The sequence below is a fragment of the Tenacibaculum sp. AHE14PA genome (assembly GCF_019278465.1).
GTDB lineage: Bacteria > Bacteroidota > Bacteroidia > Flavobacteriales > Flavobacteriaceae > Polaribacter > Polaribacter bernardetii.
Genome location: NZ_CP058983.1, coordinates 2365946 through 2380369 on the forward strand (window position 1 = coordinate 2365946; position 14424 = coordinate 2380369).

Annotated in this window: 10 protein-coding genes; 7 read left to right on the top strand and 3 right to left on the bottom strand. The window is 32.0% G+C overall.

All coding sequences use genetic code 11. The annotated features are described in order from the left end of the window. Positions 1-27: 27 nt before the first annotated feature. Positions 28-1803: a chloride channel protein gene (locus H0I30_RS10870; RefSeq protein ID WP_218771885.1), complete on the top strand. Its 1776-nt coding sequence runs from the start codon at positions 28-30 to the stop codon at positions 1801-1803. Here the strand turns inward: H0I30_RS10870 and glpQ are convergent. The 3 genes from glpQ to H0I30_RS10885 form a co-directional block, all read right to left on the bottom strand. Continuing rightward, positions 1793-2821, bottom strand: coding sequence for a glycerophosphodiester phosphodiesterase (gene glpQ / locus H0I30_RS10875; RefSeq protein ID WP_338056310.1), 1029 nt, complete (start codon positions 2819-2821; stop codon positions 1793-1795). The two genes, H0I30_RS10870 and glpQ, sit on opposite strands and share 11 nt — an antisense overlap. Positions 2822-2891: 70 nt before the next feature. Continuing rightward, on the bottom strand, positions 2892-4973 hold the full coding sequence (locus tag H0I30_RS10880) for a M13 family metallopeptidase (RefSeq protein ID WP_218771887.1): 2082 nt from the start codon (positions 4971-4973) through the stop codon (positions 2892-2894). A 60-nt stretch (positions 4974-5033) separates the two neighbouring features. Continuing rightward, positions 5034-7190: a prolyl oligopeptidase family protein gene (locus H0I30_RS10885; RefSeq protein WP_218771888.1), complete on the bottom strand. Its 2157-nt coding sequence runs from the start codon at positions 7188-7190 to the stop codon at positions 5034-5036. 164 nt (positions 7191-7354) lie between these two features. Between H0I30_RS10885 and trxA the strand changes: the two genes are divergently transcribed. The 6 genes from trxA (at position 7355) to H0I30_RS10915 (ending at position 14363) form a co-directional block, all read left to right on the top strand. Then, positions 7355-7714 carry a thioredoxin gene (gene trxA / locus H0I30_RS10890; RefSeq protein WP_218771889.1) on the top strand — a complete coding sequence of 120 codons (360 nt, stop codon included), beginning with the start codon at positions 7355-7357 and terminating at the stop codon, positions 7712-7714. A 295-nt stretch (positions 7715-8009) separates the two neighbouring features. Beyond that, positions 8010-8981 carry a ribonucleotide-diphosphate reductase subunit beta gene (locus H0I30_RS10895; protein WP_218771890.1) on the top strand — a complete coding sequence of 324 codons (972 nt, stop codon included), beginning with the start codon at positions 8010-8012 and terminating at the stop codon, positions 8979-8981. Between the two features lie 177 nt (positions 8982-9158). Continuing rightward, positions 9159-11558, top strand: coding sequence for a ribonucleoside-diphosphate reductase subunit alpha (locus H0I30_RS10900; protein ID WP_218771891.1), 2400 nt, complete (start codon positions 9159-9161; stop codon positions 11556-11558). Positions 11559-11989: 431 nt separating this feature from the next. Further along, positions 11990-12214: a hypothetical protein gene (locus H0I30_RS10905; RefSeq protein WP_218771892.1), complete on the top strand. Its 225-nt coding sequence runs from the start codon at positions 11990-11992 to the stop codon at positions 12212-12214. A 62-nt stretch (positions 12215-12276) separates the two neighbouring features. Beyond that, entirely contained in the window at positions 12277-13014 is a 738-nt protein-coding gene (locus tag H0I30_RS10910) for a hypothetical protein (RefSeq protein WP_218771893.1), read from the top strand. A gap of 11 nt (positions 13015-13025) precedes the next feature. Further along, a complete protein-coding gene (locus H0I30_RS10915) occupies positions 13026-14363 on the top strand; it encodes a deoxyguanosinetriphosphate triphosphohydrolase (protein WP_218773520.1) in 1338 nt (445 codons plus the stop codon). The last annotated feature ends 61 nt before the right edge of the window (positions 14364-14424 follow it).

The following is a 14424-nucleotide window of genomic DNA, read 5'->3' on the forward strand; positions in this document are numbered from 1 at the left end:
ATACAAAGCTCTTATTATAATTGATGAATGCCAAAATCTAGAAACATATTCAAAAAAATATTAATTTGGAGATATAAAAATATTTCTGAACGACAATTTGTATATGTATTAAGTGTTTTTGTGGGTTTTTTAGCCGGAATTGGAACGCTTATTCTAAAGAATATGACTTCTTTTTTTCAAACTATTTTAGAAGGTAAGTTTATTAAGGATATTCATCATTCTCTTTATTTTATTTTTCCAATTATAGGGCTCGCTTTAGTGTATTACATTAAAAAAAGATTCATTAAAAAAGAGATTGGTCATGGTATCTCTACAACACTTCATGCTATTTCTAAACGTAGCGGAATCATAGAGAGATATAAAATTTATGCCTCTCTAATTACCGCACCAATTACTGTTGGTTTTGGTGGTTCTGTTGGTTTACAAGGTCCGGCTGTAAGTACTGGTGCCGCATTAGGATCAACGGTTTCTCAGTTGTTTCATATGAATCAAAAAACAAGAATGCTTTTAATTGGTTGTGCAACGGCCGGTGCAATGTCATCTATGTTTAAAGCGCCTGTTGCTGCGATAATATTTGCTATCGAAATTTTTAGTTTAGATTTAGCTTTTGCCTCATTGGTTCCTTTATTATTGGCGTCAGTTTCTGCTGTTATAACTTCTTATTTCTTTTTTGAAAAAGATGCTTTATTAGGTTTCAAATTGATAGATGCTTTTAAAATAAAAGATATTTTTTATTATGTGTTGTTGGGTTTTGTTACCGGATTAGCTTCTGTGTATTTTTCGAAAATTTATTTTAGTATTACCAATTTCTTTAAACGGATTAAAAAACCAATCCATAAATTTATTATTGGCGGAATTGCAATTGGAGTAATGTTGTATTTAATTCCGCCTTTATATGGTGAAGGTTACGGATTAATTAATAATTTATTAGAAGGAAACGCTTTGGCTGCCTTAAAAGACATTCCGTATAATGTAGATTTCGAAAATGTTTGGATTGTTATCGGTTTCTTATTACTAATTACGCTATTTAAAGCCATAGCCATGACTACGACATTTGCTGCTGGTGGTGTTGGCGGAATCTTTATTCCTACCTTAGTTATGGGAAGTGCTTTAGGGAATGTATCTGCAAAAATGATTAATCAATTAGGCGGTAATGTATCAGAATCTAACTTTACTTTAATAGGTATGACTGGTTTAATGGCAGGCGTATTACATGCCCCTTTAACCGCTATTTTTTTAATTGCAGAAATTACTGGTGGTTATAATCTATTTGTTCCTTTAATGTTGGTTGCCGCAATTTCTTTTGCGGTTACAAAATACTTTATATCCAACTCTATTTACACGGTAGAATTAGCTGAACGAGGCGAACTCATTACACATAACAAAGATAAAAATGTGCTAATGATGATGAAGATTAACAAATTGATAGAAACAAATTTTAAAGCTGTTCATCCAGAAATGCTTTTAGGTGACATGCTTAAAAAAGCGGTTTCTAATTCTAACAGAAATATTTTCCCTGTAACTGAAAAGGACAAACAGTTTTTAGGAATTGTTTTGTTAGATGATATTAGGCCCATTATGTTTGATACCGAAATGTACGATAAAGTTACTGTAGAAACTTTTATGAGAAGTGCGCCATCGATTATTCAGCACACGGATTCTGTTGAAAAAGTAATGCAGAAATTTAAAGAAAGTGGTGTTTGGAATTTACCTGTTATCAAAAACGGAAAATACCTTGGCTTTATCTCTAAATCTAAATTACTATCTGCTTATCGATCAAAACTGATTGAAGTTACTTCTTAGCTAAAAATTCAACTATTTTATCGGGGAAATCGGTAAAACCACCGTCAATATTTGCTTCAAAAAATAACACTTGTAGCATCTCATTAAAAGAAGAAAACTCGCCTAATTGATCGGCTCTAAAAGTATATGGATGTACTTTTAATCCGAGTTTATGAGCATCTGAAACGAAAGAAGTAAACAACCATTTTCCGTTTTCTTTTTTATCAATAATTTGCTTGTACCAAGGTCCAATTCCGTCTGCATATGTTGCAAAATGTTGTAGTTTTTTTGTTTCCTCAGGAAACTCCATCAATTGCACTAAAAATAAATCAGATTTTAATTCTGTTCTAACTCTTTCTAATTCTTTGGCGTCAAAACATTGAAAAATACAGTTGTCGTTTTTTGTTTTATATCCGTAATCTGAAAGAATATCTAGGGTAATTTTAGCAATGTCTTTTCCGTTTTCATAATGAAATTCCGGATTTTTAATTTCTGGATAAATTCCGATATTTTTCCCTGTACTATAATTTAATCCCTGAATCAATTCTATCTCTTGCTCAAAAGAATGTAATTTAAAATTTCCTTTATTTTTGGGAAAACGCGTTGGATAAAACTGTTTTCCTGTTTTTGGGTTAAAACGTTCTGTAACTTGTAACAGCTGCAACTCATCAAATGTAAAATCAATTACATAATAACGATTGTCTTTTCTTTTTTTATCAGGAAAAACCTCAGTAACATTGGTAACATCATCTAGGTAAATATCATGAATTACTACAGGAACATTGTCTTTGCTTAACACTAAATCTTGCTCAATATAATCAGGATTCATAGCATAAGCCATTGCTTTTGCCTCCATAGTATGTTCTGGTAAATATGCGGATGCGCCACGATGTGCAATTACTATTTTCCTTGAATTCATTTTATTGTTTAGCTTCTCTTGGTTACAACTTACTAGCAAAAATAATGTTGCTAAAAGTAATATTACTGCTGTGATTATTTTAAGATAATTCATTTTATAAAAATAAATAAACCGATACATTTCTGTATCGGTTTTATCATTTTATTTTATGACTTTCATAAAGAGAATCATATCAAAAAGGTCTGTGATCTTACCAAATTCTAACTCTTTCTTCTGGTTTTAAATACATTTTATCACCTTCTTTAACATCAAAAGCTTCATAGAAAGCATCAACGTTTTTAAGTGGCATATACGCTCTATATTGACCTGGAGCGTGTGTGTTTGTCATAATTAAGTTCTTTAAAGCTTCATCACGCATTTTTGTTCTCCAGATTGTTCCCCAAGAAAGGAAAAAACGTTGGTTTGCAGTATAACCATCAATATCAGCAGGTTTTCCGTTCTTTTCTAAGAAAATTTGTAAACCTTCGTAAGCAGCTTGTACACCACCTAAATCACCAATATTTTCACCTAAAGTAAATTCACCGTTTAAGTGCATACTATCGATAGCAATAATGTCGCTATATTGTTTTACCAATTGCTTACCAATTACAGCAAATTTTTCAGAATCTTGTTCAGTCCACCAGTTTTTAAGGTTTCCATCGCCATCAAAACGAGCACCAGAATCATCGAAACTATGAGAAATTTCGTGACCAATTACGGCTCCGATACCACCATAATTTACAGCTTCATCAGCTTTGTAATCATAAAAAGGAGGTTGTAAAATTGCAGCAGGAAAAACGATTTCGTTGTTTACAGGATTAAAGTAAGCATTTACAGTTTGAGGAGACATTCCCCATTCTGTTCTGTCTACAGCTTTTCCTAATTTTTCCATGTTCTTGTTATAATTCCACTTAGTAACGTTTTTAGCGTTTTCGAAGTAAGAACCACCTTCTGTTAATCCTTTTACTTGTAATTCAGAATAGTCTTTCCAAACATCAGGATAGGCGATTTTAACAGTTAACTTATGTAACTTTTCTAATGCTTTAGTTTTAGTTTCTTCACTCATCCACTCTAAACCAGCAATACGCTTTTCGAAACCTAACATTACATTGTCGATCATTTCTTTCGCTTTTGCTTTTGCTTCTGGTGGAAACATTTTATCAACATACAACTTACCTAAAGCTTCACCAACAGCACCATTTAAATTACCTAAAGCACGTTCGTTTCTTGGACGTTGTTGCTTTGCACCGCGCATTTCTTTGCTGTAAAACTCCCAATTAGCAGTTTCTAAATCGGTAGATAATAAACCAAGTGAATTGTTAATTGTATTCCAACGGAATAACAATTTAATATCTTCTACAGAACGAGCATCTAAAATTCCGCTTAATGCTTTAAAGTATCCAAGATCGGTAACAATTATTTTATCAAGATCAGTAACACCAATTCCTTCTAAATGTGCTGCCCAATCAATTGCAGGAGCTAATTCAGTTAATTCGGCAACCGTCATAGGGTTATACATTTTACGTGTATCTCTACGCTCTTCTTTGGTCATCATTGGTGCTGCTAAACTTTTTTCGAAAGCAACAATAGTAGCTGCATTCTTTTTAGCAGTAGCTTCATCATCACCAAAAGTCATTAATGTTTTAGCAACAAACTCTTGATATTTAGCTAATTTATCGGCAACTTTAACATCCATATAATAATCACGAGATAAACCTAAACCACCAGCGCCCATATAACCTGCGTATTGGCTACTGTTTTTTAAATCGTTATAAACGCCAAAACCATAAAAACCACCACCACCATAAGGTGCCATGTTTGTAATATAGTTTTCTACATCTTTTTTAGTTTTAATTTCTTCAATTTTAGCTAAAAAAGGCTTAATTGGCTCGGTACCTTGCTTGTTTCTAGCAACAGTATCCATTATAGTTTCGTAATAGTTTACTGCTTTTTCTTGATCAGAATCTATTTCATTTCCTTCAGCGTCTTTTACCTTCGGAAAATCTCTTTCTTGAATAGCATCATTTAAAATAACCAATACATCAGCATCCGTTTTTTTACGTAATTCACCAAAACCACCCCAAGAAGTTCTGTCAGCAGGAATCTCGGTTTTATCCATCCAAGTTCCGTTTACGTATCTAAAGAAATCATCTGTTGGTTTAACAGAAGTATCCATGTTTTCAATAATAATTCCCTGAGATTTTTTTTCTTCAGGCTTACTTTCTGTTTTACACGAAGCAATTGCTATGGAAGCGACTGCAGTAGTAAACAGCATTTTGTGAATGGTTTTCATTGTGTTTAATTTAGATTGATTTATGTATTAGTATCTGTAATTTTTAAGCTGTTACAAATTTTAACTCTTAATTTTAGATTTTGGTGGATTTGGTAACTGATCAAACCCCATATTAAATAAGGTGAATCCGAAAATATCGGCATACTGTTCTATTGTTTTTGCAACTGGTGTCCCAGCACCATGACCTGCATTTGTTTCGATGCGAATTAATACCGGATTTTCCCCTTGTTGTTTGTCTTGTAACTCGGCAGCAAACTTAAAGCTATGCGCTGGTACCACACGATCATCATGATCACCAGTAGTTACCATGGTTGCTGGATACGTAACTTTTTTAACATTGTGCACAGGAGAATAGCCTTTTAAATAATCGAACATCTCTTTGCTTTGCTCTGCGGTTCCGTAATCGTACGCCCAACCTGCTCCTGCAGTAAATGTATGATAGCGTAACATATCTAAAACTCCAACTGCTGGCAATGCTACTTTCATTAAATCCGGTCGTTGTGTCATGGTTGCTCCCACTAATAAACCACCATTAGATCCGCCACGAATGGCAAGAAAATCTGATGAGGTATATTTTTGGTTGATTAAATATTCGGCTGCAGCAATAAAATCGTCAAATACATTTTGCTTTTTTAATTGTGTTCCGGCATCATGCCATTTTTTACCGTATTCACCACCACCACGTAAATTAGGTACGGCATATACACCACCTTGCTCCATCCAAACAGCGTTTGCAATACTAAATGAAGGTGTTAAAGAAACATTGAATCCGCCATAACCGTATAAAATAGTTGGGTTTTTACCATTTAATTCTAATCCCTTTTTATAGGTGATAATCATCGGAACTTTTGTTCCGTCTTTCGAAGAATAAAATATTTGTTTGCTTTCATAAGCATCCCCATTAAAAGAAATTGCAGGTTTCCAATAAACAGCATACGTTCCTTCTTTCGGATCGAATTTATAAGATGAACTAGGTGTGTTGTAGTTTGTAAATGAAAAATACAATTCTTTAGCAGTTGCTTTTCCGCCAAAACCACCGGCAGATCCTACGCCAGGTAATTTTACTTCACGAATTAATTTTCCGTCATAATCATATTGTATTACTTTAGAAACCGCATCAACCATATATTCTGCAAAGAAATAACCGGCACCTGTTGATGCATTTAAAACATTCTTTGTTTCAGGAATAAAATCTTTCCAATTTTCAGTAGTTGGATTAGAAATATCTACAGTAACTACTTTTTTATTAGGCGCATTAAGGTTGGTTACCAAGTATATTTTAGAGCCAATATTATCTATCGGGTAGGTATCACTATCTGTATGATCTAAAATTGTTATTAAAGAACTATTAGGCTTAGAAAGATCTTTAAAAAATAATTTATTTCCTGATGTTGATACGCTTGCTGTAATTACAAGATAATTATTATCTTCAGTAACACTACCACCAACGTAACGATGTTTTTCTTGAGGAGTTGCTCCAAAAACAACAGTATCTTCTTTTTGTGCCGTTCCTAATTTATGGTAGTATAATTTATGTTGATCTGTTTTTGCAGATAATTCACTTCCTTTTGGCTTATCGTAACTAGAATAATAGAAACCTTCATTTTTGTACCAAGAAATTCCAGAGAACTTTACATCAATTAAAGTATCACCAATAATTTCTTTGCTCTTGGCATTCATAACGATTATTTTACGCCAATCGCTACCTCCTTCAGAAATTGAATAGGCAACTGTTTCGCTGTTTTTAGAAAAACTAACAGAACCTAATGATGTTGTTGCGTCTTCAGAGAACGTATTTGGATCTAAGAAAACTTCTTCTTTACCTTCTTTGTCTTTCCTATATAAAACATACTGATTTTGTAATCCGTTGTTTTTATAAAAGTAGGTGTATTCGCCTTCTTTAAAAGGAGTCCCTATTTTTTCATAGTTCCATAATTCAGATAAACGATTTTTTAGCTGCTCGCGATATGGTATTTTACTTAAATAATCAAAGGTTACTTCATTCTCAGCTTTAACCCAATTTTCAGTTTCTTTGCTTCTATCATCTTCTAACCAACGATAGTTATCGGTGACAGCAGTTCCGAATAAGGTGTCTATAACAGCTTTTTTAGCAGTTTCTGGATACTTCACAGTAATTGTATTTTTAGGTTGATTTTCTTGTTTGCAAGACACTAAAATAGTACTCGCACAAAGAATCGAAAAAAGGATTTTTTTCATGGTTTAAAAATTAGTTAATTCTTTCAAAGTTAGCAGAAAAAAGTATGAGAATCCTATTTTTTATGACGTTTTTAACACTAAATAGTGTTCTTGTAATCTTTAAGAAATAAAAACGACTACCTTTAAGCTTGAAAATTTTCAAGTAAATAATTAATAAAAACAGCATGACAGAAAATTTAACAAAGGCAACTTTTTTAGAAAAAGTATTTAATTTTGAAGAAAATAAAGAGTGGAGGTTTGAAGGAGATAAACCAGCATTAATTGATTTTTATGCAGATTGGTGTGGACCATGTAAAACTTTGGCTCCGATTTTAGAAGAGTTGAGTAAAGAGTATGAAGGTAAAATTGATATTTATAAAATTGATACAGAAGCAGAACAAGAATTATCTGCTGCTTTCGGAATTCGTAGTATTCCTTCAATGTTATTTTGCAAAGCAGGTGAACAGCCTCAAATGGCAAACGGAGCATTACCAAAAAAACAAATAGAAGAAATTATAAAAGATGTTTTAAAGGTAGAGAAATAGGTCTAAAAATAAAGTGAAAAAGTGATGTGAAAACATCACTTTTTTTATGCAAAAAAACCAAAATAGGAAACTCAGTGATTATCACTACTCAAGCTTGTTTTTTAATTTTAAATACTTGTTTTTAAATAAGTTGTGCTTTTGTTGAAATGACGCTCTTTTGTGTTTTTTTTTCAATTTGTTGAAAACTTCAAGGGATTTGTGAATAAGTAAGGCTTTCAGTTTTTAGTAATTTTTTGAATCTTTGTTAACCCCTCTAGAAAATAAAAATAACATTAAAATTTAGCACAAATATATAATGGCTTTCATCGAACCAATTTTACAAGAAAACAAAGATAGATTTGTAATTTTTCCAATTCAACATGACGATTTATGGGAATGGTATAAAAAACAACAAGCTTGTTTTTGGACCGCCGAAGAAATCGATTTATCAGTAGATGTTATCGATTGGGAAACAAAGTTAACTGACGATGAACGTTATTTCATTAAGCATGTTTTAGCTTTTTTTGCAGCTTCTGACGGAATTGTAAATGAAAATTTAGCAGAAAACTTCGTAAACGAAGTACAATATTCTGAAGCAAAATTCTTTTATGGTTTTCAAATAATGATGGAAAACGTGCATTCTGAAACGTATTCATTATTAATAGATACGTATGTAAAGAATGATGCAGAAAAAGATAAATTGTTTAAGGCAATAGAAATTTTTCCAGCGATTAAAAAGAAAGCAGATTGGGCATTAAAATGGATAGAGTCTGATTCGTTTGCAGAAAGATTAATTGCTTTTGCAGCTGTTGAAGGTATTTTCTTTTCAGGATCTTTTTGTTCTATTTTTTGGTTAAAGAAAAGAGGTTTGTTGCCAGGATTGGCATTTTCTAACGAATTAATTTCTCGTGATGAAGGAATGCACTGTGACTTTGCAGTTCATTTACACAACCATCACATGGTAAATAAAGTGCCTAAAGATCGTATTCGCGAAATTATTTTAGATGCACTTACTATCGAAAGAGAATTTATTACAGAATCTTTACCGGTAAGTTTAATTGGTATGAATGCTAAGTTAATGACACAATACTTAGAGTATGTAACCGATAGGTTATTACTAGAGTTTGGATGTGATAAAGAGTATGAAGCTACAAACCCGTTTGACTTTATGGAAATGATTTCATTAGAAGGAAAAACGAACTTCTTCGAAAAAAGAGTTTCAGAATATCAAAAAGCAGGAGTATCATCAGGTGGTACAGGAGACATTAGTTTCGATGCTGATTTTTAAAAAAAGAATAACACTACTGCTAACCCCTACATGCGGTAAAGTTTAGCTAAAAACACGAAGGCGTTTAAGCTAAATATAGTTTCAAAAAAGAAACAAAAATATTTTAACATGTAAGAGTCGCTCTTAGAGTAAAACCTGTGTGATTCTTATAACCAAATTAAAAACAAGAGTAATAATATGTATGTAGCAAAAAGAGACGGTAAAAGAGAGCTTGTGATGTTTGATAAGATCACAGCGAGGGTTAGAAAAATGTGTTACGGATTAAACAAGATTGTTGACCCCGTAAAAGTTGCAATGCGTGTTATTGAAGGTTTATATGACGGTGTAACAACATCTGAATTAGATAATTTAGCTGCTGAGGTTGCTGCAACATTAACAACTGCACACCCTGATTATGCAAAATTAGCTGCAAGAATTGCCGTATCTAATTTACATAAAAACACTAAAAAGTCGTTTTCAGAAACGATGGTTGATTTGTACGAATACGTAAACCCTCGTACAGAAAAAAAATCTCCTTTATTAGCAGATGATGTGTATGACATTATCATGAAAAATGCTGATAAATTAGACTCTACTATTATTTATAGTCGTGATTTTAACTACGATTATTTTGGATTTAAAACCTTAGAGCGCTCTTATTTATTAAAGCTTAATGGTAATATTGTAGAGCGTCCGCAGCACATGTTAATGCGTGTATCTATAGGTATACATAAAGAAGATATTGACGAAGCAATCGCTACATACGAGTTAATGAGTAAAAAATATTTTACCCATGCTACGCCAACATTATTCAACGCAGGTACACCAAAACCACAAATGTCGTCTTGTTTTTTATTACAAATGCAAGATGATAGTATAGAAGGTATTTACGATACACTAAAACAAACTGCTAAGATTTCGCAATCTGCAGGAGGTATTGGTTTGTCTTTACATAATATTCGTGCAACAGGAAGTTATATTGCTGGTACTAACGGTACATCAAACGGAATTGTACCAATGTTAAAAGTATTTAACGATACAGCACGTTATGTAGATCAAGGAGGAGGAAAACGTAAAGGTTCTTTCGCAATGTATTTAGAGCCTTGGCATGCTGATATTTATGATTTTCTTGATTTAAAGAAAAATCATGGTAAAGAAGAAATGAGAGCGCGTGATTTGTTTTATGCAATGTGGATTTCTGATTTATTTATGGAGCGTGTACAAAAAGATGCAGACTGGACGTTGATGTGTCCTCATGAATGTCCGCATTTATTTGATACTTATGGAGAAGAGTTCGAGCGTTTATATACAAGCTATGAAGCTGCTGGTAAAGGTAGAAAAACAATAAAAGCACGTGATTTATGGGAGAAAATCTTAGAGTCGCAAATAGAAACAGGTACACCGTACATGTTGTATAAAGATGCTGCTAACCGTAAATCAAATCAGAAAAATTTAGGAACCATTCGTTCTTCAAATTTATGTACTGAAATTATGGAATATACTGCCAAAGATGAGGTAGCAGTATGTAATTTAGCATCCATAGCAATACCAATGTTTGTTGGTGAAGATGAAAACGGAAATAAGTTTTTTGATCATAAAAAGCTATTTAAAGTAACTAAAAAAGTAATTAGAAACTTAGATACCGTTATTGATCGTAACTATTATCCGGTTATTGAAGCAGAAAACTCTAACGTTCGTCACCGTCCGGTAGGATTAGGTATTCAAGGATTAGCAGATGCGTTTATCATGTTGCGTTTACCGTTTACATCTGATGAAGCTAAGAAGTTAAACCAAGAAATATTCGAAACCTTGTATTTTGCATCTGTAACTTCATCTATGGAAATTGCAAAAGCAAAAGAACCATATTCAACATTTAAAGGTTCGCCAATGTCTCAAGGAGAATTTCAGCACAATATGTGGGGAATTAAAGAAGACGATTTAAGTGGTCGTTGGGACTGGAATGCTTTGCGTAAAAAAGTGATGGAACACGGTGTTCGTAACTCGTTATTAGTGGCGCCAATGCCAACAGCATCTACTTCACAAATTTTAGGAAATAACGAAGCTTTCGAACCATATACTTCTAATATTTATACTCGTAGAGTATTATCTGGTGAGTTTATTGTAGTAAACAAGCACTTATTAGAAGATTTAGTAGAGTTAAATTTATGGGATAATAATATGAAAGAAGATATTATGCGTGCAAACGGATCTATCCAACATATTGCTACTATTCCGCAAGACTTAAAAGATTTATACAAAACAGTTTGGGAAATGAGTATGAAAGATATTATCGATATGGCGCGCCATAGAGGTTATTTTATCGATCAATCTCAGTCGTTAAACTTATTTATGAAAGATCCTGATTATGCAAAACTAACTTCAATGCATTTTTATGCTTGGAAAAGTGGTTTAAAAACAGGAATGTACTATTTACGTACAAAATCGGCAGTAAACGCAAAGCAATTCACCTTAAACATCGAAAAGAAAGAGGCTGTAGTTGAAGAAGAAAAACCAATGAGTGCTACAGAATTTAAAGCCATGGTTGATGCTTCTAAAAACGGAGCACCAGACGACGATTGTTTAATGTGTGGGTCTTAGAAGATAATAGGTCATTGCGAGCAAAGTGAAGCAATCTGTTAATTAGATTTTCTTGTTTGTAATGACATAAATTAGATTAAAAGTGAAAAAAGAGAAGTCTTTTGACTTCTCTTTTTTTTATGAATCATTAAAGTCATTTGCTGAGGTAGTAAATAAAAAGCATAAAAAAAAGGAACATAATTAAATATCCCTCTTGATTTTTTTTAAATATTTTTTGGATTGCCGCCCAATAATATTACAAAATTAGAGAAGAAGAGATTACCTCGTCTCCATTTGTTTTACAAAAGTACAAAACAATGCTCTTTCTATCAAGTTAAATATTTATAAAATAAATTGTAAGTAGCATACCCCTTTTAAAAACAACTAGGGAGCTACGTTAAATTGTTATTAACAAAAAAAATAAATTGTTGATAGCCTAAAACAATAGTTAAATGATATATAGCAAAGATAAATTAATTACTAAAATAGGAAATAAAGAGAATTTTAAAAGTACAATTATAATAGTTAATAATATAACAGTAATTCAAAATATTTCAAAAATAGATAATAGAATTTCTTTTAATTTAGATAAATTATTGAAGGGAATATATTATCTAATTAATATTTTAGGATTCTTTAAATTATATGAATTCTTAAATCTTCAAGACCTTTTTTAAAGAAGTTGTAGAGTTTACCAAAGAGAAGTCGAAAGGCTTCTCTTTTTTTGTAAATTTGAAGCATGAAAAACAGTATTATAATAACATTATTACTTTTTACACTAGCTGCAAAGGCTCAAAATTGTAATAATAATTTATATGGAAATTTTAAGGTAGTAGGTAAATCAATGTATACATCATTTACATTTGATGCTAACGGAAAAGTAGCCATAGCGCCATTTACTAAAATTAAGGCAAATTATTTTCATAGAAACGATAGCTTGTTTGTTTTTCCAGATAAAGGAATTTTAATATTTAAAATTGTAAATAACAAAACTCTTAAAGGAGTTGGTAAATGGACAAAAGATGTTTTATGGGTTAATAGCAGTGGTAAAACTGTTAAAAACAACAGAAAAAATAATAAAAAAGCAAGTACCCGAGCCCAATTACTAAGTTCATTTTACGATTTGCAAAAAACTCATTCTAAAACAAGTCTTTTAGTATACACTAAAAATACAGTAAGTAAATACAATAATTTATGCAAGCGCAATGTGGTAGAGTCTTGCATGTTGCTTTTAAAAAGAGAAGAAGGTATTAGTAACCTAGAAAAACTATTAAAGAAAAATACTAAAATTAACACTAAGCTAGTTAACTACGCAAAAAAAGCATTTTTTTTAGGAAATTATGATGCATATGCACATTTAGGAGCCTATTATATTTCAATTAATAAAAGGGAACAAGGAATAACTTACCTTAAAAAAGCCCATAAAAAAGGAAATGCAAAAGCATTTAATATGTTAATAGATTTAGATTTATTATAAAAATGAAACCAATGAACTGGGAACAACTCCTTTCTTTAAAACGTTTTGGTGATACACAAAAACGTGAACGCATATTACAAGACGAAACCCGTTTAGGCTTTGAAGTAGATTTTGATAGAATTATATTTTCATCAGCCTTTCGTAGTTTACAAGATAAAACACAGGTAATTCCGTTATCAAAAACCGACTTTGTACACACCCGATTAACACACAGTTTAGAAGTGTCGGTAGTTGGTAGAACCTTAGGAAGACGTGTTGGTAAAGTATTGTTAGAACGCCACCCGAATTTAGTAGATTTAGGCTACACTTTTAATGATTTCGGAGCGATTGTTGCTGCGGCATCCGTAACACATGATATTGGGAATCCGCCTTTTGGGCATTCAGGTGAAAAAGCCATCGGAGAGTATTTTAAAACCGGTAACGGATTAAAATATAAAGAGCAACTTACCGAAAAAGAATATCAAGATTTAATAGATTTTGAAGGAAATGCAAACGGATTCAAGATTTTAACCGAAAATAAGCCAGGTAGCGAAGGAGGTTTGCGTTTAAGTTATGCAACTTTAGGAGCATTTATGAAATACCCTAAAGAATCACTTCCGAAGAAACCAACAAAACATATAGTCGATAAAAAATATGGCTTTTTTCAGTCGGAAACAGCAGGTTTTTTAGATGTTGCGAACGATTTAGGTTTACAGAAAAAAGAAAGTGACGGTATATCCTATTATCGTCATCCATTAGCATATTTAGTAGAAGCTGCAGATGATATTTGTTATACAATTATCGATTTTGAAGACGGAATTAATTTAGGGCTAATCGATGAAGATTATGCTTTAGAGTATATGATTAAGTTGGTTAAAAACACGATTGATAGTAAAAAATATCATTCGTTAAAATACACAAAAGACCGTATTAGTTATTTACGAGCTTTAGCAATAGGTGTGTTAATTAACGAAGCAGTTGACATCTTTTTAGAAAATGAAACAGCTATTTTAAACGGTAGTTTCGAAAAATCATTACTAGATAAATGTATATACGAAGCACAAATTAACGATATCATTAAAATAAGTATAGAAAAAATATACCGTAGTAAAGATGTCATCGAAAAAGAAGTTGCTGGGTATAAGATTATTGCAGACCTATTAGATGTTTTTGTAACAGCGTTAAACAATAAGTATAACGGAACACAATCTAACTACGATACACTGGTGTTGAATTTACTTCCTGATGAATATCAGCAAGAAAAAGCCGCACTTTATGATAGGGTTATGCAAATTTGTAGTTATGTATCTGGTTTGTCGGATAGTTTTGCAATACGATTATTTAAAAAAACAAAAGGAAATATTGCGTAATTAATTATTAAATTAAGCTTTATTAGTAAATATAATCTATATTTTAGCTTTTTGTTAAAAA